We start from the raw sequence: 21,212 nt of genomic DNA on the forward strand, positions 1-21,212 counted from the left end.
TGTCAGTCGACAGATGCGTTTATGGCTCACCTCTATCGCGGGCAAGCGCGCTCCTACGGGCTAATGCAATATCAGATGAGCAGCTTCGGCTGCTCTTTTGCTTTTCGAGAGAACACCGTATGAACGCCGTCGAACAACGAATCCTGGAACTGCGCGCAGAGCTGGACCTGCACAACTACCGCTACCACGTCCTCGACGAGCCGAGCATCCCGGATGTCGAGTACGACCGCCTGTTCCACGAACTCAAGGCGCTGGAAGCGGAAAACCCGCATCTGGTCACGCCGGATTCGCCGACCCAGCGAGTCGGCAGCGCGGCGCTGTCGGCGTTCACTCAAGTGCGCCACGAAATCCCCATGCTCAGCCTGGGCAACGCCTTCGAAGAAACCGACATGCGCGAATTCGACCGCCGTGTCACCGAAGGGCTTGATCTGCCCGCAGGCGATCTGTTCGCAAGCGGCGCGAAGGTCGAGTACAGCTGCGAGCCCAAGCTCGATGGCCTGGCTGTAAGCCTGCTGTATCAGAAGGGCGCGCTGGTCCGTGGCGCCACTCGCGGCGATGGCACCACTGGCGAAGACATCAGCGTCAATGTGCGCACCGTGCGCAATATCCCGCTCAAACTGCACGGTGAAGGCTGGCCGGAAACCCTCGAAGTGCGCGGCGAAGTGTTCATGTCCAAGGCTGGTTTCGACCGTCTCAACGAGAGCCAGCTGGAAATCGGCGGCAAGACGTTCGCCAACCCGCGCAATGCTGCTGCCGGCAGCCTGCGTCAGCTCGATTCGAAGATCACCGCCAACCGTCCGCTGGAATTCTGCTGCTACGGCATCGGCCAGGTGTCCCACGACATCTCCGACACCCACATTGGCAACCTCAAGCAATTGAAGGAGTGGGGCATGCCCATCAGCCGCGAGCTGAAAGTGGCGGCCGGCATCGACGACTGCCTCAAGTATTACCACGACATCGGCGAGCGTCGTCTGTCGCTGCCGTATGAAATCGACGGCGTTGTGTTCAAGGTCAACAGCATCGCCGCGCAGCGTGAATTGGGTTTTCGTGCCCGCGAACCGCGCTGGGCCATCGCCCACAAATTCCCGGCAATGGAAGAGCTCACTGAATTGCTCGACGTGGAATTCCAGGTCGGCCGTACCGGCGCCGTGACCCCGGTTGCGCGTCTGAAGCCGGTCAAGGTCGCCGGCGTGACCGTCGCCAACGCCACGCTGCACAACATGGATGAAGTGGCGCGTCTGGGCTTGATGATCGGTGACACCGTGATCATCCGCCGCGCAGGCGACGTGATTCCGCAGGTGGTGCAGGTGGTGCTGGAGCGCCGTCCGAAGGATGCGCGCAAGGTCGAGATTCCGCAGACGTGTCCGGTGTGTGGCTCGCAGGTCGAGCGCACCCAACTGATCAAGCGCAGCAAGGGCAAGGAAACCGTCAGCGAGGGCGCGGTCTATCGCTGCGTCGGGCGTCTGGCCTGTGGCGCGCAGCTCAAACAAGCGATCATTCATTACGTGTCCCGGCGTGCGATGGACATCGAAGGGCTGGGGGACAAGACCATCGAGCAACTCGTTGACGAGAAGCTCATCGGCTCACCGGCCGACCTCTACAAACTTGAGTACGAGCAGATCATCGATCTGGAAGGCTTCGCCGACGTCTCCAGCAAGAAACTTCTGAAAGCCATCGAGGACAGCAAGAAGCCGACCCTGGCGCGCTTCATCTACGCGCTGGGCATTCCCGATGTCGGTGAGGAAACCGCCAAGGTGCTGGCGCGCTCGCTGGGTTCGCTGGAAAAGGTCAAGGTCGCCCTGCCGGAAGTGCTGACCTACCTGCCGGACATCGGTCTGGAAGTCGCTCACGAGATTCACAGTTTCTTTGAAGACGATCACAACCAGAACGTCATCGGCGCCTTGTTGGGTGAGTGCAAGATGGAACTGCAGGACACTGGTGACCTTGGGGCTGAATTCGCGGCCAGCGCAACGTTGGGCGGGATGCTCGACAAGTTGAACATTCCGTCGGTGGGGCCAGGCGCTGCGCAGAAGCTGGCGGACAAGTTCGGTACGCTGGAAGGGGTGGTCAAGGCCGACTGGCTGGATATGCGTCAGACCCTGCCTGAGAAACAGGCGCAAGCTGTCAGAGCATTCTTCGATATCGAGGACAACGCCGAGCGCGCCCTGAAGATCGAGCAGCAGCTGAAAGACTTTGGCATGCACTGGCAGAGCGAGAAGAAGGTGGTCGAAGGACTGCCTCTGACAGGGCAGACCTGGGTCCTGACCGGCTCGCTGGAGTTGATGAGCCGCGACATCGCCAAGGAAAAGCTCGAAAGCCTTGGCGCCAAGGTATCAGGCTCGGTATCGGCCAAGACCCACACCGTCGTCGCAGGGCCCGGTGCCGGTTCCAAATTGACCAAGGCCAACGAGCTTGGGCTCAACGTGCTGGATGAAGAGGCGTTTGTCGCGTTCCTCAAGCAGCACGACGTCACCGTCGACTGAAAAAATCCGCTGTAGGAGCGCGCTTGCCCGCGATGCGGCGAGTCGGGCACAGATGCATTCGCAGGCAGAACGCTATCGCGAGCAAGCTCACTCCTACAGATATTGCGCTGTTTTCGGCACAGAGTCCGCTCGCAAAAAAAATATCTGGAACCCCCGCAACCCCCAACGATCTAGTGCTTGCAGCCATTCAGGAGATCGCCATGTTCCAGTTCTTCGAACAACTCAGCTCACGGATTTCGGCGCCCTTCGTCGGTGAGAGCAAGCGCAACAGCAAGGTCTGGCAGTGTCACTGCGGACAATCGGTGTTCTTCCGCAACAGCCAGTGTCTGGCCTGTTCCGCAGCCTTGGGCTATCTCCCTGAACAGAGCAAGATCGCAGCGCTGGAGCCGGGCCCGGATATCAACACCTGGCGCCTGAGCGACGACCCGCAGGCTGGCCTTTATAGGCGATGCGCCAACCTCGACACACCGGCTGCCTGCAACTGGCTGTTTCCGGCGCACAACACCGCAGACTTCTGCGTCGCCTGTAGCCTCAACAGGACGATCCCCGACCTTTCCGTTCCCGAAAACCCTGACCGCTGGCGCAAGATCGAAATCGCCAAGCGCAGGCTGGTGGCGCAGCTGATCACGCTGGGTCTGCAGGTCATCCCCAAGAGCGTCGACGAAGAACGCGGGCTGGCCTTTGAATTCCTCGGTGTCGATCTGGAAGGCAAGCTGCCCACGACCGGCCACGCCAACGGCCTGATCACCCTCAACGTCGACGAAGCCGACGATGCGATTCGAGAGAAAGTGCGCGTGCAGATGCATGAACCCTACCGCACGCTGCTCGGACATTTCCGTCACGAAGTCGGGCATTACTACTGGGACCGTCTGATCGCCAACACTTACTGGCAGGACGGCTTCCGCAACCTGTTCGGTGACGACCGCGCGAGCTATGCCGAAGCCCTCGATCATCATTACCAGAACGGCGCTCCCGCTGACTGGCAGCAGCACTACGTCAGCGCCTACGCCACCATGCACCCGTGGGAAGACTGGGCCGAAACCTGGGCCCATTACCTGCACATGATGGACGCTGTCGACACCGCGCTGAGTCTGGGCATGAGCGCCCGCGACATGGACCTTGACTATCAGCCTTTCGAGCTCAATACCCTCTACGATCCCCAGCATCCGGGCGGTCCGGCCTTCCTTGCCTTCGTCAACGCCTGGATCGAGCTGGCGGGGATGCTCAACGAACTGTCACGGGCCATGGGGCAGCCGGATTTCTACCCGTTCGTCCTGCCACCTGCGGTGATCACCAAGCTGCATTTCATTCATCTGGTCATTCAGGGCGCGGGCGGCAAGGCAGATGAAGTGCTGCAGGTGCAGTGAGCCATTCAATTGAAGGGTGATGACAGATGTTCTGCAACTTTGCTGCAGAGCACCTGTCATTGCCGCCGGTCTGCGAGTGCCTGCACGGTGGTGAATCCAGTGCTACTTTGCCTAAAAATATCGTTTTGATACTACTGGCATAGAGCAGTTGCACAGGGATTCGCAGATGGCCAATAGCGCTCCATTTCCTCTCAACGAAGCTTCTCGACTTTCGCGCATCACCCACATGGGGCTTCTCGATTCAGCCGCAGACGAAGTGTTGGATCACATCGTCGACATGGTGGCTCACTACTTCCAGGTGCCCATCGCGCTGGTGTCCATCGTCAGCGAGCATCGACAGTGGTTTCGTGCCGGAACCGGCATGGACGAGCGCGAGACCCCTCGGGAGATTTCCTTCTGCGCCTATTCGATTCTGACTCAGGAAGTCTTTCAGGTGCCTGACGCGCGCCTGGACTCTCGTTTTCAGGACAACCCGCTGGTCGAAGGCGAGCCGCATATCCGTTTTTACGCTGGCGTGCCGCTGGTGACTGCCGACGGTCTGGCTCTCGGCACTCTGTGCATCATCGACAATAAACCCCGCGCCGCGCTCGATCTGCGGGACATCACCATGCTCGAGATGTATGGGCAGTTGGTCATGAAACGCCTCAACAACCTGCGCAAAGCCAGTTACGTCGATCAACCCACCGGCCTGTTCAATCGCCTGCGTCTGGAGGAGGACATCCTCGCTCTCACCGATCGCGACGAGCACGCACTGGTCGCGCTGGACATGGTCAATCCGGTGTTTCTCGACAGCATCATCAAGGCGCTCGGCTACAGCTTCGCCCAGGACCTGGTGCGCTGCATGATCGACAGTTGCCGCGAGCAACTGCCTGCCGACACCGCCTTGTACAAGGTCAGCCCGACGCGCATCGCCTTACTGATGCGGCACACCGGACCGGAGCAGGCCGAGCAGCTGTTTAGAAGGCTCATCAAACACTTCCAGACGCCACTGGTGTGTCGCAACATTCCGATCCAGATGGACGTCGGCATTGGTGTGCTGCCATTAGGGCTGGGGCGCTGTGACGAAAAGGACTGGATTCGCCTCGTCGTCAGCGCGGCTGATGAGGCCCGGGGCAAGGCCACAGGCTGGCGCTGGTACGAACCGCATCTGGATTTTGCCCAGCAACGCGCATTCCTGTTGCTGGCTTCGCTGGCCGACGCCGTGCGCAGCGCCGATCAACTGTCGCTGGTGTTTCAGCCACGGCTTGAAGTCAGCACCGGGCGCATTGTCACGGTTGAAGCGCTGCTGCGCTGGCAGCATCCGGTACTGGGGCCGATCAGCCCTGCCGAATTCATCCCGCTGGCCGAAAAGACCGCGTTGATTCGCTCACTCAGCCTCTGGGTGCTGCGAAAATCCGTCGAGCAGGCACGGACCTGGCAACAGCAGGGATACGCGTTCAAGGTGGCTATGAACGTCTCGGCCATTGACCTGGCCAATTCGCAATTCAGCGATGCGCTGTTCGATCAACTGGCGATCAGCGGGCTGGACCCTGGCCGCTTTGAACTCGAATTCACCGAAAGCGCCCTGTGCGACAACCCTGACATCACTCGCCAGCAACTCGAACGCCTGCGGGCGCTGAACGTCGACATCGCCATCGATGATTTCGGCACCGGTTACAGCAACTGGACCTACCTGCGTCAATTGCCAGCGACCACGGTCAAACTCGACAAATCGCTGGTCGAGCATGTCGATTCCAACGAGAAGGACCGCCGTCTGGTCGAGGCCATCGTCGACCTCGCCCGGCGTCTGGGCTATCGGGTGGTGGCGGAGGGCGCGGAGACCGAGCAGGTCTACGAAATCCTCTGTCAGCTCGGCTGTCATGAGGTGCAGGGTTTTTTGGTGGCCCGGCCCATGACCGTCAGCGCGCTGGAGCACTGGATGAATGGCGAGCACAACGCAAAGGTCAAGCAGCTCCGGTCGCTGGGGCGCTGACGACGCTCGCAGGCACGGATGGTCTGTAGCGGTCCGGCTTGCCGGCGCAAACGTTCTCCCAATGACCACCGCCCTGACGACCTGCAACGCTGTCTCGTCAAATAAGTTTTAGAACCATCCGCCGCTCGAACCCGGTCGCGGAGCGATCCGCGTCCCCTTCGTCTTGCCAGCCCAGCGCCCGATACAGCGAGTGAGCCGCCAGGTTTTCAGCGGCTACCGCTAGCATCAGCTGATTGACCTCGGGCCACAGCGCTCGGACCACGCCCGGCAACATCTGCATGCAGCGCTTGCCAAGCCCCAGCCGTTGAAACCGACGATCAACCATCAGCGCGTGCAACGTAGCGGTTTGCCCACTCGCCCAGCGTGGCAGCAGCGACCTGCGCTTGAGCAGAAAAAAACCTCTCGGTACGTCGTCCACCACCAACGCAAAACCCTGAATATCGCAGACGGGGCGGGCGGTGAGCGCATGCAGCGCGCCATAAACGTCCCCCACGAGGGGCTTGTGCTCTGCCAACAGCTCGATATCCAGCAACTGGCCCCGCTGCGGGGTCGAGAGCTGTTCATGTCTTATCAATAGGAGGTCCATGGGCGACACCATGCCGCGTCACCGGGCGCCAGTGCAAGTGACTGAGCCCTATCAAATTTTTTATCTGAAACCAGAGGTTGTAACTTCGCGCCAGACCGGTACAATGGCGCGGCTCGCCGACTGGCGAGTGTCGTTATGGTGACCCCATCGGTCCCCCCGCAACGATTACCCGTGAACCTGGTCAGAGCCGGAAGGCAGCAGCCACAGCGGGAACATTGTGTGCCGGGGTGTGGCTGGTGGGGTTGCCTCCATATCTCAAGCTCGCTAATTCTCGGCGATCTTCCCGTAAAAAATTCCTGCTTCTCCGCACTCGGCTCATCGTTCCGATGCTTCGTTCGACACTTCGGTCAAAGCCCCGCCCCTCGCTCGCTCGATTGCGAACTGCTTCCCCTCAACCGTGCGCTGCGCCACCACACATCCATCCGTGACCGAAACGTTCACAAATCCCCGATCCCTGAGATAGAGCAACGCGGTGAAGTCCAGCGGATTGACTCTGCACGTCGCGCCATCGGTGATGGTGTGGAGCAGTCGGATGGCTAAGGATTCAAGCCGCATGAAAAGCGCCTCTGGTGACATCATTGATGATGGCGATTTGTCACCAAGTTGCGATCATGAGTTCCATTTATTTGTAGGGTTTCCGCGGAGGGGCATGAACGATGGCGTTTACGCCCTGGCTGTCTCAACTTCCTGTTCCGGGTCGCCACGTTTTCTTCCCTCAGGCGTCAGACACGCCCCCAGCACTTCCAGCAACGCGCGCACTTTCGGCAGGTTCTGCCGGCTCTTCAGCCAGATCAGATTGATCGGCAGGCTCTGTACGGCCAGGTGCGGGAGGACTTCGATCAACTCGCCGCTTTGCAGGTGACGTTCCACCAGCCAGGTGGGCAACTGGGTGATGCCCAGACCCGCGAGTGCGGCAATGAGTTGGCCTTCGCCGTCGCCGATGGCGATCCGGCCGGGCATGACGTGGCGATCGATGTTGCCTTGTTCGCCGGCCATCGACCAGGGCGTTACGCTGCCGTTGTCGTGTCCGTAGAGTATGCACGCATGTCGTTCGAGTGCTTGGGCGCTGGTCGGCGTCCCGTGTACGGCCAGATAGTCCGGCGTTGCACAGAAGACCAGTCGCTGCGCGCCTAGAAAGCGGTGGCCCAGTAGCGCGGGCCAGGCATCCGGGGTGCCAATGCGCACGACGATATCGATGCCTTGGTCCACGAGGTCGATGAAGCGGTCGGAGAAGGTAATGTGCGGCAGCAGCAGGGGGTGTTCACGCAGAAAATCCAGCATCAGCGGCAGGACATGCAGACGTCCGAACGAGGCGGGCAGGTCCAGGCGTACTTTGCCGTGAGGCCCGGCGTTTTCGGTTTTCAGTGATTGCTCGGCTTCTTCCAGGCACCCCAGCACCTCGGCGCAGGTCCGGAAATACTGAGTGCCGGCGTCGGTCAGCGCCAGTCGGCGCGTGGTGCGGTTGAACAGCCGCGTGCCCAGTCGCTGCTCCAGCCGGGCGATGCTCTTGCTGACCGCCGAGTTGGTCAGGTTCAGGCGCTTGGCGGCGGCGGAAAAGCTGCCGACGTTGGCGACGCAGACGAATACATCGATGCCTTTGAGGTTATCTGACGGGATCATGGCGGTCTCATTGGTGACGTGGATTCACATCACTTCGTAGTGAATGGCTTAAATGTTACCAAAATTCTCCAATAACCTATGGGCAACGTTGAACGGTTCACTGAGCCGCTCGCCATTCTCATTCTGGAGACCGATTAGATGATCAACCTGTTTGCCCCGTATGAACTCAAGGGCCTGCCCCTGACCAACCGTATCGTCATGGCGCCGATGACCCGTTCACGGGCCCCGGAAGATATTGCGACCGAGCAGATTGCGTTGCATTACACCCAGCGTGGCACGGCAGGTCTGATTGTGTCCGAAGGCACCCCGATTTCCCGCGAAGGTCAGGGCTATCTGTTCAATCCGGGTATCTTCACCGCGGAGCAGATCAAGGGCTGGAAGCTGGTGACCGATTCGGTTCGCAGCGTCGGCGGCCGGATGTTTGCTCAGTTGTGGCATGTGGGGCGCGTGTCTCACACCTCGATTCAGGATGACGGCAAGGCGCCGGTAAGCTCTACGGACAAGCCGGCGCAAGGGGCGATTGCCTTCGGTTACACCGAAAACGGCGAACCCGGTTTCGTCGCGACCTCGACCCCTCGCGCGCTGCAAACCGAGGAAGTCGCCCGTGTCGTCGAAGACTTCGCCCAAGCCGCTGCCAACGCCATCGCGGCGGGGTTCGACGGGGTGGAAATCCACGGGGCGAATGGGTATCTGATCGAGCAGTTCCTTAATCCGCTGGTCAACGACCGCACAGACCGTTATTCAGCCAAGACCCTGGAAGATCGCTTGCGCTTCGTGTTCGAGGTGGTCGATGCAGTGGTCGCCCGAATCGGCGCCGAACGGGTGGGGATTCGTATCTCACCGTATGGCCAGTTGTTCGACATGCCGATCTATCCGGAAATCGACGAAACCTATTCGGCCCTCTGTGCCGGTATGGGCCAGCGCGGTATCGCTTACGTCCACGTGATGGATCAGACTCACTTCTTCCTGGCGGCGCAAGGTTCGGAGGCACAGGAGCAGGCGCTGCGTGAACTGCTCAAGCACTGCAGAGCGCAATTGGCCGATACCGCGCTGATTCTGGCAGGGGACATGACGCTGGAACGTGCGCAGGATCTGGTGGATGCCGGTCTGATCGACCTGGCCGGTTTCGGTCAGCCTTTCATCGCCAACCCCGACCTGGTCGCCCGCTTGAAAAACGGCTGGCCGCTGACGACGCCGGACCGCGACACCTACTACGGCGGCGGTACCAAAGGCTACGTGGACTACCCGCCGTACGAACCGGCCTGATTGCTAGCGGTTGCGTCGTCAGCAGAGCCTGCCCGTGAGCGGCAGGCTCTGATGTGTCAGATTCAGATAGAAGGCGCAGCATCGGCGCCAAGCAAGGCGGCCACTGCTCGTCCGACCCCATGGCCTTCTCGAATCAGCGCAGCGAACCTTTCCATCATCTGCGGGCCGGTGTCGCTGATCAACGCATTGCACAGCAACTGTCGCACTGACTCATTGCGAGGCACCTCGTCTTCGCCGCCGTTTTCCTCAGGCAGCAACAGGGCCAGCCGTTCCAGCACTTCAAGCCCCGGCGTGTCTTCATCGATCCCGAACAGTTCGTTGAACAACATGCCCAGGGTCCCGGCTGGCTGATAGTCGGGCCGGTCCCACTTGCGAACGATGCTGCCTTCCTTCTCGATTTTCTCAAGCGTTCGTCGAATCTTTCCGGGAATGGTCGCGGTTGCGCGGGTTGCGGTGTAGTACACCAGCCGCGCCAGGCTGGCAGCATCCTTGACGTTCTTCCAGATGACGAACCAGATCTGCGACACGCTGTGGGTCTTGAGCCCGTTGCGCAGCGTGCTTCTGATTTCACTGAGCTGTTGTTCATCCAGTTCGTGATCGAACGACCGGCATTTGTCCAGCAGGTAGCACACGGCGTCTGCGGACGCGAAGTCGAGCCAGAGACTGAAAAGCGCGCTGGGGTCCGTATATTCCCGGGTGAGCAAGACCTGCATCGCTTCCTCGCTGCGCCCGAAATGTGTGTCCGGTGCCAGCGCATAGGCGATCTGGTGGGTGTTGACCATCAAGTGCCCGTCGCGCAGGAAGTAGGTGCCAGGCGCTGCGCTCGGCGGGTCTTCACGAACGATGCCCTTGCCTTTGAGCTTGTCGATGAGCAAGCCGACATCCATCGGGGCCAATGCCTTGCAGTCGCCGACAGTGAAGGCTGAACTGGTCAGACGCGGAGAAATCGCAAAGTCCAGTGCGATGATCAGCAGCACCTCATCGTCGCTCAATGCCCATAGTCGATGGGGTCGCAGGGCAGCCGTTCCCGGTAAGCGTCGAGCCTGGATTCAAGTTCCGCCGCTGCCGCTGCCTGTTCTGCACGGGCCTGTAGGGCATGGGTCTCTTCGCAGTCGGGGCAAGGTCTGTATGACTTCTGGGGGTATTTTTTGACGGCAGAGCGGCTTTTGACTTCCATACTGGCTTCGCAGTAAGGGCATGTCAGGTTTTCATCGAACGCGCGACACAACTGCCGGACATGGCTGGCCAGGGTTCCGCTGTGGTTGATGTGGCGGAAGGGCACCAGGTCAATGACTTTCTCCAGGAACTCGCCGCTTTCGCTCATCGCCCAATAGCGCACGGCCAGTTGTTTTTCCTCGGGATCGTCGGTCATCAATTCAAGTTTTACGGTCATGGGTGAGGTCAATCCAGTGTTCATGATTGTCTGAAAAGCAGCAGGGAGACGGCGATACGCTGCGGCTCCCCCTGCTAGCGGCAGAAACACGCTGTAACTGCCGGCCCATGATGAAGGTGAGGAGCGCTTGAAGATGTAGGGGAGGGCGACGGCGGTTTGTAGGGCGCTTCTTGGAATCTGTACTGGAAAAGAATTGGCTGATGAATCGTCTTGATGCTCGCCCACGCACTGCAGGCCTTGTCCGATGGCGAAATCCAGCGCACTATCTCGGCCAATATAGGTAGGGGGGGTATGGTATGGCGCATTTGCATGCCGAAAAACACGATCTGCTCAAGCGTGTTCGGCGCATCGCGGGGCAAGTGCAAGCGATCGAACGCGGCCTGGAGTCCGATACGGATTGCGCCAAGACGCTGCATCTGGTCGCGGCAACCCGCGGCGCGATCAATGGTTTGCTGGATCAGATCATCGAGGCTCATGCCCGTGAACATGTCGCGCATCCGGGCTTGAATGACGAAGAGCGGGCGCAAGGGCTTGAAGATCTGCTCGAAGCCATTCGCCGTTATTCCAAATAAGGAGGGGTTTATGGTCCTGTCGCAGAAACACACGCATGAACATGTATTCCTCAGCGAGTCTCACGATGACAATGCGCGCCGCACGCGTTGGGTCGTGGTCCTGACCTTCGTGATGATGATCGGCGAAATTGCCGCCGGTTACATGACCGGCTCCATGGCGCTGCTGGCGGACGGTTTTCACATGGCGACTCACGCCGGGGCATTGGGGATCGCGGCGGCGGCTTATTCGTTTGCGCGGCGCAATGCCAACAATGGTCGTTTCAGTTTCGGGACGGGCAAGGTCGGCGATCTCGCCGGCTTCGCTTCGGCGTTGATCCTGATGCTTGTGGCACTGGGGATCGGGGTCGAGTCGCTGATTCGTCTGTTCCAGCCGACAAACGTTTCCTTCGGTGAGGCGACGCTGATCGCCATCGCCGGGCTGCTGGTCAATATCGTCAGTGCGCTGATGCTGTCGGGTGGTCAGCATTCCCATCACCACGATCAGCATGAGCACGGCCATCACCACGATCACGGTCACTCCCATGGCGGCGACAACAACCTGCGTTCAGCCTATGTGCATGTGCTGGCCGATGCGCTGACCTCGGTGCTGGCTATCGCAGCATTGCTGGCCGGGCGTTATCTGGGTTGGGTCTGGCTCGACCCGGTGATGGGGATCATCGGTGCAGCGGTCATCGCCAAATGGTCCGTGGGTCTGATCCGGCAGAGCGCCACGGTGCTGCTGGACGTGACGGATGAGCATGTCGCCGAAGAAATTCGGCAAGTGCTGGATGCTCATGGCGATGTGCAGATCACTGACCTGCACGTCTGGAAGGTCGGCCCCGATGCCCGCGCAGCCATTGTCAGTGTCTTGGCGAAAGTCGAGGTGACGGCCGAGGCGATCCGCGAGCGGCTTGGCGTGGTGCATGAGGTCTCGCATCTGACCATCGAGTATCGAACCGCCTGAGGGGGCCGGTTCAGAGCTCTTGCCCCCAGCGCTCTCCAAGGCGCTGGAAGCCTGACGATGCAGCCGATAATGCGTGGCAAATCAAAGAAATCTGCCCGGTTTTGGGGTCAATACGATAGTCTTCGCACCATTGTCGATACGGACACCTGGATTGGAAAGCTTTAGATGGCGCCTGATGACTATCTCGTAATGACCAGCAAGGAATGGGCGGGGCTGCGCGCCAGCACGCCACTGACTTTGTCCGAAGAAGACCTGGCGGCGTTACGAGGCGTAAACGAAGATATTTCCCTGGAAGATGTCGTCAACATCTATCTGCCCTTGTCGCGACTGATCAACCTGCACGTCAGTGCCGCGCGCAATCTGGCCAGCATCAAGGACACATTCCTTGGGCGTCCGGCGAAAAAACAGACATATGTGGTGGCGGTGGCCGGTAGCGTGGCGGTGGGTAAGAGCACGTTTGCCCGCGTGTTGCAGGCGCTGATGGCGCGCTGGCCGGATCATCCGCGGGTCGACCTGGTCACCACCGACGGCTTTCTGCACCCCAATGCCAAGCTCAACGCCGAAGGCATCATGCACCGCAAGGGCTTTCCCGAAAGCTACGATCGCAAGCGGATGGTCAAGTTTCTGTCGGACCTGAAGGCTGGAATTCCCGAAATCAGCGCGCCGGTCTATTCGCACATCAGTTACGACATCGTGCCGGACACGTTCATCAAGATCAGCCAGCCGGACATCCTGATCTTCGAAGGCCTGAACGTACTGCAGACCGAAGGCAATGACGGGCAGAAACCCGGTAGCATCGTCTCGGACTTCTTCGATTTCTCGATCTATCTGGACGCCGATGAAAGCGATATCGAACGCTGGTATGTCGAGCGCTTCCTGATGCTGCAACGCACGGCATTCCGTGCGCGTGGCGCCTATTTTCGCGAGCTGGCGGACCTGCCCCCGGAAAAGTCCCCCGACGCGGCGCGCAAGATATGGGGCGACATCAACCGGCCCAACCTTCTGGAGAACATCCTGCCGACCCGCGAGCGCGCAAGCCTGGTGGTGCGCAAGGCGTCGGATCATGCGGTGAAGGAGCTGTGGCTGCGCTAAGGGGTTGAAGTCGGCCCCCATTACGCGGTTTACACTGATGCAAACACCCTGTCTGTAGCAGCAAGGCTTGCCGGCGGTAGCGTTCTCAATTGCGTTGCCGCCGGTAAGCCGTAGTGCTATAGCGTCTTCTCCCGATTCATCCCCATTCCCATAGCCCGAGGGTTGGCCGCAGAGCTGATAGGGGCTGCCAGTCCTGCGTAATGCCTGTTCTTTTCTCTCATTCAAGAAAGGATGCTGACCATGCGTATCAACGCTCTGATCGTAATGCTGCTGACGGGGCTCGTCGCGGCGACCTTCGGTTTCGGGATTTACCTGTTCGCGCAGTTGGTACCGGACATGCGCGCCAGTCTGGGTTTCGACATCTCCTACGTCGGCACCCTCACAGCGTCCGGGCAGTTCGGCTTTCTGATCTGCGCGTTGCTGGCGGCGTGGATCACCCCCAGGATCGGCGGCGGCTGGGTGATCTTCGGTTCAGGGGTAGTGTGCGCGGTGGCGCTGTTGTTGATTCCGCTGACCCACAACATTCTCCTGATCGGCGCGCTGTTGACCATACTGGCGGGCACCGCGGCGACGGTGTTCGTGCCGATGGTCGACGTCATTTCCCGCACCGTCGCCTACAAGTATCGCGGCATGGCGATGGGGCTGGTGTCCAGTGGCACCAGTTATGGCGTGTTCATCAATAGCCTGTTGGTGCCGTTGTATGCCCCGCAGGGCGAGTGGCGCATGGTGTGGTGGATCGTTGGATTGATTACGGTCGTTCTGGCTGTCGGTGTGATGGTGGTCTTCAGTCGAGCGCGGTTGTTCGCGAGAAATATCGACTCGCCTGCGCAGGAAGAGACCCAGGTCACGGTGGGCAGGTCGGCGCTCATGCAACCTTGGGTGCTGATGGTCTGGGCAATGAATTTCCTGCTGGGTTTCTCGACCTTTCCTTTCCAGAATTACCTGTCGTCCTACCTGCGCACGGAACTGAATTTCGATGTGGCCTACGCCGCTCAGATCTGGGCGAGCATTGGGTTCGTCGGAATGTTCTCCGGGCTGATCGTGGGCTGGTTGTCCGACCGCACCGGACTGCGGGCGGCGATGTTGCTGGTATATGCGTGCGTGGCAGGCGCTGCGTTGATCTTCGTCGTACATCCGGTGGGGTACTGGCCTCTGGCGGCGGGGATCCTCTTCGCCGTGGCGTTTTACCCGATCTTCGGCCTGATTCCGGCCTATGTGTCGAAGATGGCCAGCAGCGCCGCGTTGGCCGTCACCATCTTCGGCGTGGCGAATATCCTGCAGGGCGTCGGCGGCATGATCGGCAACTTCTGCGCGGGGTTGCTGGCGAGCTTCAATGGCTCGTTCGTCGGGGTTTATGCCGTGATCGGTGTGGTGGCGTTGTTGATGGCGGGGGTGACGCTTCGGTTGCCCCGTGAGGGGCAGGGGGTGCAAAGCACCGTTGCGGTACTTTGCTCGGACGGTTGAGTGTTAAAGCATCACGCTCCCCTCAATACACTTCTGAACATCGCCACCGACCCAGATCTGTTCGCCGATCTGTTCGATGCTGACCCGTCCGCGATGCCCCAGCACCGTCCCCTGGCGGGTGGTGTACTTCGCCGGCGCCAGGCCCGCCGGGATCATCCACTGCGCCAGGCTCGCATTGAGGCTACCGGTCACCGGATCCTCGGCGTTCAGGTCCCCGGTCAACGCGCGGACTTCGAAATCCGCTTCGGCATCGGGACCCGTCCAGGGCGCGACGATGCCTACATTCAGACCTTTGAGCACGACGTAATCCGGGCGGATCGCCAGCACTTCTTCACGACTCGACAACATCACTGCAACCCAACCCGGTCCGTTGTCTGCCCACTGGCTGCCGACGATCTGTTCCGGGCGCAGGCCCAGTCCGGTGGCCAGCCGTTGCAGGAGCTCTTGCTCGACCGGGCCGCTGCGCAACAGCGGGGGCGCGGCAAATGCCAGACGGGAGCCATCGCGGCGGATGCGCACCAGACCTGCTCCGCACTCCTGCACCACTTCGTTAGCCCCGGCCTCACCGCCGTTGTCGAGCCAGACAAAGCAGGTGCCGAGCGTCGGATGCCCGGCAAACGGCAGTTCGCGGACGGTGGTGAAAATGCGTACACGGTAATCGGCGTCAGGGTGTGTAGGACGAAGCAGGAAGGTGGTTTCGCTGAGGTTGGTCCAGCGTGCGAAAGCGGCCATCTGTGCGTCGCTCAATTCATCAGCGCCGGTCACCACGGCGAGCGGATTGCCCTCGGTCGCTGTGCTTGAAAACACATCGACTTGCTGGAACTTGAACGTTTTGGGCATGGCACTCTCCTGATCGTGCTGTAGGAGGCGTCACTTTAAGGAGGCCCTGATCAGGCTGTATAGACACAGATTGCCCCGATTTCTCGGGGCATCTGTTTGCCTTTCCTGCTGCTTGAAAGGTTCAGGCGGGGAAGTGCAGCGCGTTGGTCAGATCACCCATCGGCGCCTGCCCGCGAGCAGCCATGGCAGTGTCGCGCTCGACGACGCCATCGAGTTTCTCCAGGCCGTGGACGCGGGTGATCAGGCGCAGGATCGAGGCGGTGTCGTAGACCGTGTGATCGACCGTGCCCTTGCGTGCGAACGGCGAGATGACGATGGCTGGAATACGCGTGCCCGGGCCCCAGCGGTCGCCTTTGGGCGGGGCTACGTGGTCCCACCAGCCGCCGTTTTCATCGACCGTGACGACGATCACCATGTTTTTCCATTGCGGGCTGTTGCGCAGGATCTTCACGGCGCGGTCGATGTGCCGATCACCTGCCGCGACGTCGGCGTAACCGGCGTGCATGTTGAGATTGCCCTGTGGTTTGTAAAACGTCACCGCAGGCAGCTTGCCCGCTTCGGCGTCGGCGAGGAATTTATTGGTGGCGGATTCATCGCCCAGACCGCCATCGCGCAAGCGCTTGTTACGCTCGTCAGGGTTTTCGGGACCAAGCTGTTTGAAATAGTTGAGTGGCTGATGGTGGTACTGAAAGTTCGGAATTTTGGGGATGCCTGCCGAATCCTTGTACGCGTCCAGCGTCACTTGCCACGCACCGGCGTACCAGGCCCAGTCGACGCCTTTCTTCGAGATTTTGTCGCCGATATGGTCGTGGGTCTGCGGCACCAGCACATTGGCAAGGTCGGGTTGCGAGTAGTCAGGCTTTTCCTTGTCTCGCAGCCAGGTCGGCCAGAAGGGCGGGGCCATGGTATTGACCGCGTAACCGTCCGGGGTCAGCAGGCTGGGGCCGAATTGCGGTGGGCCAGTCATGGCACTCGCCGGGGATTTGTCCAGCGGCTTGAGGCGATAATCCAGCGGGTCGCTGCTTTCCAGCACCGCGATCTGGGATTTGGCAGGGGAGTTCGCCGCGTCCGGATAGAACGGGACCTTGGCCGACACCAGATACTGGTGGTTGAGGAACGATCCGCCGAAAGCCCCCTGGAAGAAGTTGTCACAGAGTACGAACTCCTTGGCGACGTCCCACAGGCGCAGGGAATACTGGCTCTGGCTGTAGTAACCCATGGTCAGGCTGCCGGAGTCGGCCCAGGCGACGAAGCTGTCGTTCTTGCCGCCGTTGATCTGCATCTGGTTCTGATAGAAGACGTGCCAGAGGTCGCGGGTGACGACGTTCAAGGGAAGGTCTTCGCCGCCTGCTCCCTTCAACGCATAAGGAGCGTTGGGCAGGTTTTCCTGGTATTGCACGCCGGTGGCGTAGGTCACGCCGTCGACGTTTTGCGGGCCGACCTGGCAGATGCCACCCCAGCACTGCGGCAGGGTTTCCAGCACTTTGCCGTCTCGGTCGCGCTGCCGATAGTCGTCGGGGCTGACCGCAGACAAGGGTTTCTCAACGCCTGGGAAATTCGCGAACAGGTTGTTGAAACTGCGGTTTTCGCCATAGATCACCACGATGGTCTTGACGTAATCCTGCAGCGCCGCGTCCAGTTCCGGACCGCTGAGCGTGGTTTCAAGAGCGGTGGACTTGCCTTCGCCTGCCGATTCGCTGGCAGCAACGACGCTGCTTAACGTCGCGCCTGCACCCAGGACGGCAACGCCACCAAGGAAGCGCCGACGGCTGGAGTCCGTGGGGGAATCGGTGCAGTTCTCGCTGGCGGGATCTTGTTTTTTGTCGCTCATCACGGCTCCTGCTGCAGGATTTGAGGTGTTACTAATTATGTCGACGGAGCCTAATCGCGCAATGTGACATTAATGCGTCAGCCTCCAATGCCTGTTCCAGAGCCGTTCCCGGATACTTCAATCATTGCTTCTGGAGCAGTCCGGCTTGGTGGCGGAGCGGTAATGAGACGTCGCCACCGCCGGCAGGCCGGGCTGCCATTGAATTCAAGGCTTTGCGGCGGGCCCGTCCGCCGGGAGTCCTGAAACCGTGTTGTAACGACTCATGATCCGGTCGATCTCCCCGGACATGCGCATGCGCAGCAAAATCCGCATCAGGCGCTGCGCGGGGATCTGCGTGTCGTTGCGCACGATGCACCCAACCGGCTGCTCATCGATCACCGCCACCCCCCGCAGTTTCTGATCTTCAGGCAGGTTGCGATTGAACCAGTCCAGCGACCACTGATTGCCCACCGCGTAGCGATAGCGATGGATCTGGAGTTTCTGCAGCACCTGCACTTCGCTGCGAGCGTCGTCACGCCGCAGACGTTGGCTATCGAACGCCGTTTGCAGGGTAGGGTAGGCGTAGCCCAATACGGTGCCGATGGTTTCATCAACGAGGGATTCGGGCGCGCGCGGCGCAGCGTTGTCGGGTGTGCTGATCAGCAGATCGCGCTGGATCAGCAGCGGCAGACTCCAGGTGTAATCCCCGGAAAGGTTGGGCATCCACGACTGCGCGGCATAACAGCGTACGTCGATGGCACCGCGTTCCAATGTGCGTTGCACCCGCTGGATCGGCACCACACGATACTCGGCAGACAGGTTCGCCTGCGCCGCCATGCTCTGCATGATGTCGAAGATGATCCCGCCGGTGGGCTGATGGTCTTCGAGCTGCACCAGCGGCATCGCCCACGCATCGGCGATGGAAAACCGCAATGGGGCTTGCTCTGCACCGACTGCGCCACTCAATAGCAACAAAGCGCTCAGTGCCAGCAGACGCATAGAGTCCCTCAACGAGCATGCCCTGAAAAGGCGATCAAGCCGTGTTAGCAGTCTAGCGGCAGATGACTTATATGCGTGCGTGCATATTGCCCGGATGCAATTTTGCCCCCGCTCCGCTAGCATTAGCGGTCTTCCGCAACCCAGTCGCGACGGTTTTCAATGAGTTATCAGGTTCTTGCACGTAAATGGCGTCCGCGCTCGTTCCGCGAAATGGTCGGCCAGACCCATGTGCTGAAGGCCTTGATCAACGCGCTGGACAGCCAGCGCCTGCACCATGCCTATTTATTCACGGGTACACGGGGGGTCGGCAAGACCACCATCGCGCGAATCATCGCCAAATGCCTGAACTGTGAAACCGGTATCACGTCCTCGCCCTGCGGCGAATGTTCGGTGTGCCGTGAAATCGATGAAGGCCGGTTCGTCGACCTGATCGAGATCGACGCCGCGAGCCGCACCAAGGTCGAAGACACCCGCGAACTGCTGGACAACGTGCAGTACGCACCGAGCCGCGGCCGCTTCAAGGTCTACCTGATCGACGAAGTGCACATGCTGTCCAGCCACTCGTTCAACGCCTTGCTCAAGACGCTGGAAGAGCCGCCGCCCTACGTCAAATTCATTCTCGCCACCACCGACCCGCAAAAGCTGCCGGCCACGATCCTGTCGCGCTGCCTGCAGTTCTCGCTGAAGAACATGACACCGGAGCGGGTGGTCGAACACCTGACCCACGTTCTGGGCGCTGAAAACATCCCGTTCGAAGACGATGCGCTGTGGCTTCTGGGCCGCGCCGCCGACGGTTCGATGCGCGACGCCATGAGCCTCACCGATCAGGCCATTGCCTTTGGTGAAGGCAAGGTGTTGGCGACTGACGTGCGAGCGATGCTCGGCACGCTGGATCACGGGCAGGTTTACGACGTGCTGACGGCACTCATCGACGGCGATGCGCGCTCATTGCTGGAGGCGGTGCGCCATCTGGCCGAGCAGGGCCCGGACTGGAGCGGTGTGCTCTCGGAAATTCTCAACGTCTTGCATCGCGTCGCTATCGCCCAGGCCTTGCCCGAGGGCGTGGACAACGGTCACGGCGACCGCGACCGCGTGCTGGCACTGGCGCAGGCATTGCCCGCCGAAGACGTGCAGTTCTATTACCAGATGGGCCTGATCGGCCGCCGCGATCTGCCGTTGGCGCCGGATCCCCGGGGTGGGTTCGAAATGGTCCTGTTGCGCATGTTGGCGTTCCGCCCGGCCGACAGCGAAAACGCGCCGAGGCAGCCGTTAAAGTCAGTGGGGATCAACCCGGCCACGGTTGATTCCCAGACAACGGTGGCCGGCGCAGCACCCGTTGCACCGACGCCAACGCCTGCTCCGGCCGTGGCCGTCGCGCCCGCGCCCGTGATGGAAACCCGCGCACCGGTCGAGCCTGCTGCACCCGCTTATGCGCCGGCCCCTGCGGTCGTCGAGGAAGTCGATCTGCCGTGGAACGAGCCGAAGGCCGCGCAACCGGTCAGCGCGCCTGAGTCTGAGCCGGCTCCTGCGCCCGTCGCTGAAGAAATCCCTGAACCTGTGCTCGACACCGTGGCCGAGCAGCCGGACCTGACGCCAATGCCGACGCCTGCGCCCGCCAGCCCCGTGCCGGACGCGCCGGAAGTCGAGTCGCAGGAGCAAGTGCAGGCCGCCGCCGATGTGGTCACCCCTGCCATGCTCGAACACGTGCCTGACGCCGCGCCTTACGTGCCGGCGCCGATGGATCGTGACGACGAGCCGCCACCGGATGACGACTATTACGAACCGGACATCGACATCGATCCCGCCTCGTTCGCTTATCTCGACGATCTGGCCCACGAAACCGTAGAGGCTGTCGAGAAAGAGCCCGAGCTGCTGCCTGCTGCCAAGCCTGCGACGGGCCTGGCTGCCGACTGGCTGGAGCTGTTCCCGAAACTGCCGATCTCCGGCATGACCGGCAGCATTGCCGCCAATTGCACGTTGATCTCGGTGGACGGCGACAACTGGCTGCTGCACCTGGATCCGGCCCACAGCGCGCTTTTCAACGCTACGCAGCAGCGCCGCTTGAACGATGCGCTGAACCAATACCATGAACGCACCCTCAACCTGAGTATCGAGCTGATCAAGCCCGAACAGGAAACCCCGGCCCAGGCGGCGGCGCGTCGGCGCGCCGACCGTCAGCGCCAGGCCGAGGCGTCGATCCATGCCGACCCGTTCATTCAGCAGATGCTGGAGCAGTTTGGCGCGATCATTCGCGAGGACACGATTGCGCCGGTGGATGCACCGGCGCCAACCCATTAATCACCGCAAGGCGCTAAGCTGATTTGGCGCCGCGTAACGACCCCATCGACTTTCGAGGAGAACTCCCATGATGAAAGGTGGCATGGCTGGCCTGATGAAGCAGGCTCAGCAAATGCAGGAAAAAATGGCCAAGATGCAGGAAGAACTGGCCAATGCCGAAGTGACCGGCCAATCGGGCGCAGGCCTGGTCAGCGTGGTGATGACCGGTCGTCACGACGTCAAGCGTGTCAGCCTGGACGACAGCCTGATGCAGGAAGACAAGGAAATCCTCGAGGACCTCATCGCCGCCGCCGTCAATGACGCCGTGCGCAAGATCGAAGCCGCCAGCCAGGAAAAGACCGCCAGCATGACTGCCGGCATGCAGCTGCCGCCGGGCATGAAGTTGCCGTTCTGATTCAGCCGTTGTTGCAGCATCCAATGCCAGGCTCGTGCCTGGCATTTTTGTTTCTGGGGGAAGTTGATCTGCATATGGCGTATGTCATATTGCTCGCCACATCCGACCGAACG

The 21,212-nt window shown here is 60.8% G+C and carries 18 protein-coding genes and 1 other RNA gene; 11 read left to right on the forward strand and 8 right to left on the reverse strand.

All coding sequences use genetic code 11. The features are described from left to right. Positions 1-119 precede the first annotated feature (119 nt). From ligA to D3M70_RS04570, 3 genes are all read left to right on the forward strand, one after another. On the forward strand, positions 120-2,483 hold the full coding sequence (ligA, locus tag D3M70_RS04560) for an NAD-dependent DNA ligase LigA (RefSeq protein WP_120124703.1): 2,364 nt from the start codon (positions 120-122) through the stop codon (positions 2,481-2,483). Between the two features lie 200 nt (positions 2,484-2,683). Further along, the gene (locus D3M70_RS04565; RefSeq protein ID WP_120124705.1) at positions 2,684-3,850 is read left to right on the forward strand and encodes a putative zinc-binding metallopeptidase; all 1,167 of its coding nucleotides are present in this window, start codon (positions 2,684-2,686) and stop codon (positions 3,848-3,850) included. Positions 3,851-4,016: 166 nt separating this feature from the next. After that, entirely contained in the window at positions 4,017-5,822 is a 1,806-nt protein-coding gene (locus D3M70_RS04570; protein WP_120124707.1) for a bifunctional diguanylate cyclase/phosphodiesterase, read from the forward strand. A 97-nt stretch (positions 5,823-5,919) separates the two neighbouring features. On the opposite strand, the gene D3M70_RS04575 is transcribed toward D3M70_RS04570, so the two are convergent. Next, positions 5,920-6,408 (reverse strand): N-acetyltransferase, encoded by a 489-nt coding sequence (locus tag D3M70_RS04575; RefSeq protein WP_165869733.1) that lies wholly within the window; start codon positions 6,406-6,408, stop codon positions 5,920-5,922. A gap of 145 nt (positions 6,409-6,553) precedes the next feature. On the opposite strand from D3M70_RS04575, the gene ffs reads away from it, so the two are divergent. Then, positions 6,554-6,650, forward strand: an RNA gene (gene ffs / locus D3M70_RS04580) — signal recognition particle sRNA small type. Positions 6,651-6,723: 73 nt separating this feature from the next. On the opposite strand, the gene D3M70_RS04585 is transcribed toward ffs, so the two are convergent. Together D3M70_RS04585 and D3M70_RS04590 are read right to left on the reverse strand one after the other, a co-directional pair. After that, a complete protein-coding gene (locus D3M70_RS04585) occupies positions 6,724-6,963 on the reverse strand; it encodes a hypothetical protein (RefSeq protein ID WP_133306432.1) in 240 nt (79 codons plus the stop codon). A 108-nt stretch (positions 6,964-7,071) separates the two neighbouring features. Beyond that, positions 7,072-8,028, reverse strand: coding sequence for a LysR family transcriptional regulator (locus D3M70_RS04590; RefSeq protein WP_120124711.1), 957 nt, complete (start codon positions 8,026-8,028; stop codon positions 7,072-7,074). 138 nt (positions 8,029-8,166) lie between these two features. On the opposite strand from D3M70_RS04590, the gene D3M70_RS04595 reads away from it, so the two are divergent. Then, positions 8,167-9,294, forward strand: coding sequence for an alkene reductase (locus tag D3M70_RS04595; RefSeq protein ID WP_165869734.1), 1,128 nt, complete (start codon positions 8,167-8,169; stop codon positions 9,292-9,294). A 62-nt stretch (positions 9,295-9,356) separates the two neighbouring features. On the opposite strand, the gene D3M70_RS04600 is transcribed toward D3M70_RS04595, so the two are convergent. Next, positions 9,357-10,286 (reverse strand): hypothetical protein, encoded by a 930-nt coding sequence (locus tag D3M70_RS04600; RefSeq protein ID WP_120124713.1) that lies wholly within the window; start codon positions 10,284-10,286, stop codon positions 9,357-9,359. Further along, positions 10,283-10,912 carry a hypothetical protein gene (locus tag D3M70_RS31655; protein WP_133306433.1) on the reverse strand — a complete coding sequence of 210 codons (630 nt, stop codon included), beginning with the start codon at positions 10,910-10,912 and terminating at the stop codon, positions 10,283-10,285. Before D3M70_RS31655 ends, D3M70_RS04600 begins: the two co-directional genes overlap by 4 nt. 71 nt (positions 10,913-10,983) lie before the next feature. On the opposite strand from D3M70_RS31655, the gene D3M70_RS04610 reads away from it, so the two are divergent. The 4 genes from D3M70_RS04610 (at position 10,984) to D3M70_RS04625 (ending at position 14,758) form a co-directional block, all read left to right on the forward strand. Further along, positions 10,984-11,259 carry a metal/formaldehyde-sensitive transcriptional repressor gene (locus D3M70_RS04610; RefSeq protein ID WP_120124716.1) on the forward strand — a complete coding sequence of 92 codons (276 nt, stop codon included), beginning with the start codon at positions 10,984-10,986 and terminating at the stop codon, positions 11,257-11,259. 10 nt (positions 11,260-11,269) lie between these two features. Beyond that, positions 11,270-12,202, forward strand: a complete 933-nt coding sequence (gene dmeF / locus D3M70_RS04615) for a CDF family Co(II)/Ni(II) efflux transporter DmeF (protein ID WP_120124718.1) — start codon at positions 11,270-11,272, stop codon at positions 12,200-12,202. Positions 12,203-12,367: 165 nt separating this feature from the next. Continuing rightward, positions 12,368-13,294 (forward strand): type I pantothenate kinase, encoded by a 927-nt coding sequence (gene coaA / locus D3M70_RS04620; protein ID WP_120124719.1) that lies wholly within the window; start codon positions 12,368-12,370, stop codon positions 13,292-13,294. A 240-nt stretch (positions 13,295-13,534) separates the two neighbouring features. Beyond that, positions 13,535-14,758, forward strand: a complete 1,224-nt coding sequence (locus tag D3M70_RS04625; protein WP_165869735.1) for a nitrate/nitrite transporter — start codon at positions 13,535-13,537, stop codon at positions 14,756-14,758. Between the two features lie 3 nt (positions 14,759-14,761). Here the strand turns inward: D3M70_RS04625 and D3M70_RS04630 are convergent, their stop codons facing one another. From D3M70_RS04630 to D3M70_RS04640, 3 genes are all read right to left on the reverse strand, one after another. Next, positions 14,762-15,598 carry a PhzF family phenazine biosynthesis protein gene (locus D3M70_RS04630; protein ID WP_120124722.1) on the reverse strand — a complete coding sequence of 279 codons (837 nt, stop codon included), beginning with the start codon at positions 15,596-15,598 and terminating at the stop codon, positions 14,762-14,764. Positions 15,599-15,719: 121 nt separating this feature from the next. Further along, entirely contained in the window at positions 15,720-17,429 is a 1,710-nt protein-coding gene (locus tag D3M70_RS04635; protein WP_120124724.1) for an acid phosphatase, read from the reverse strand. 204 nt (positions 17,430-17,633) lie between these two features. Continuing rightward, positions 17,634-18,407: an ABC transporter substrate-binding protein gene (locus tag D3M70_RS04640; protein ID WP_120124726.1), complete on the reverse strand. Its 774-nt coding sequence runs from the start codon at positions 18,405-18,407 to the stop codon at positions 17,634-17,636. A 159-nt stretch (positions 18,408-18,566) separates the two neighbouring features. On the opposite strand from D3M70_RS04640, the gene dnaX reads away from it, so the two are divergent. Together dnaX and D3M70_RS04650 are read left to right on the forward strand one after the other, a co-directional pair. Next, positions 18,567-20,705, forward strand: a complete 2,139-nt coding sequence (dnaX, locus tag D3M70_RS04645; protein WP_120124727.1) for a DNA polymerase III subunit gamma/tau — start codon at positions 18,567-18,569, stop codon at positions 20,703-20,705. A 67-nt stretch (positions 20,706-20,772) separates the two neighbouring features. Next, a complete protein-coding gene (locus D3M70_RS04650; RefSeq protein ID WP_062385680.1) occupies positions 20,773-21,099 on the forward strand; it encodes a YbaB/EbfC family nucleoid-associated protein in 327 nt (108 codons plus the stop codon). The last annotated feature ends 113 nt before the right edge of the window (positions 21,100-21,212 follow it).

The sequence above is a fragment of the Pseudomonas sp. LS-2 genome, from assembly GCF_003605735.1.
Lineage (GTDB): Bacteria > Pseudomonadota > Gammaproteobacteria > Pseudomonadales > Pseudomonadaceae > Aquipseudomonas.